Below are 1,273 nucleotides of genomic sequence, written 5' to 3' on the forward strand. Positions count from 1 at the left end.
AGGATTAAGGAGTGTCTTATGAGTCATATCGAAGTTATCACATTCAACCAGCGTCGCCGTCGCTATACTGCCGAACAAAAAGCCCAGTGTGTTGCCTTGAGTATGCAGGTGGGCTCATCGGTATCAGCAGTTGCCCGGCAATAGGGTATTGCCCCAAGTTTACTGTTTAAATGGAAGAAACTCATGCAACAAGGGGGTATTGTTGCCGTGCAAACCAATGATCAGGTGGTGAGTGCTAGCGAATATCAAGCCTTACTTAAAAGAGTAAAGCAGTTTGAACAAATGCTGGGTCGCAAGACTGTCGAAGCTGAGATCTTAAAAGATGCACTGGAGATTGCCGCTGCAAAAAAGTTCATCTCGCCCATTGTCTTGTCACCGCCGGACAGTACCCGATCGGACAAATAGCCCATGCATTAGGGGTGTCCAGATCTAATCTGTATCAGTGTCTAAAGCAGCCACCGCCAGTGCCGCGTACCCGCTACTGCAGGGCTGATGATCAGTTACTATTGCCGATCATTGAGCAGATCTGTCACACCAGGCCGAGTAATGGCTACCGGCGGGTAACCGCACATCTCAACCGTCATCTAAAGCAGCACAGGCTTAATCCTGTTCGGGTAAATCCTAAACGGATCTACCGCATCATGAAGCACAATCAGTTATTGCTCACTAAAGCCATGCCACGATGCAATGACAGAACCCATGAAGGACAGGTCATTGTACCGGTATCCAATACGCCCTTGCGAAGCAGTGCTTCTCATCAGATGGCTTTGAGATCAAATGCTGGAGCGGTGAGAAAGTACGGGTCATCTTTAGCCTGGACTGTTGCGATCGGGAGGTCATCAGTTATCTTGCCACGACCTCAGGCATTAGTAGCGACATAGTCTGTGATGTATTGGTGACGAGTATGGAAAACCGCTTTGGCTTAGTTGACCATCTACCTCACCCGATTGAATGGCTCACTGATAACGGCAGCTGTTATATTGCCAAGGCAACCCGGCAATTTGCCCACGCACTGGGCTTTGAAATTTGTACCACACCGGTGAGAAGCCCGCAGAGTAACGGCATGGCTGAAGCATTTGTAAAGACGTTCAAGCGTGACTATGTTTATTTAAACGATCTGCCTGATGCCATTACAGTGATAAATGCTTTACCCAGGTGGATAGAGGATTACAATTGCAGCCATCCGCACAGCGGGTTAAACATGAAATCACCTCGTGAATTCCTGGCGATGAAATTAGCCAGTTAATTGTCCGTTTTTATAGGGGCTAATACA

The 1,273-nt window shown here is 47.9% G+C and carries 1 pseudogene; it reads left to right on the forward strand.

The annotated features are described in order from the left end of the window. The first annotated feature begins 18 nt into the window (after nt 1–18). A pseudogene (locus E2B99_RS12810) lies at nt 19–1,246 on the forward strand (IS3 family transposase). Nucleotides 1,247–1,273 lie beyond the last annotated feature (27 nt).

The organism is Alkanindiges illinoisensis, assembly GCF_004377485.1.
GTDB classification, from domain to species: domain Bacteria; phylum Pseudomonadota; class Gammaproteobacteria; order Pseudomonadales; family Moraxellaceae; genus Alkanindiges; species Alkanindiges illinoisensis_A.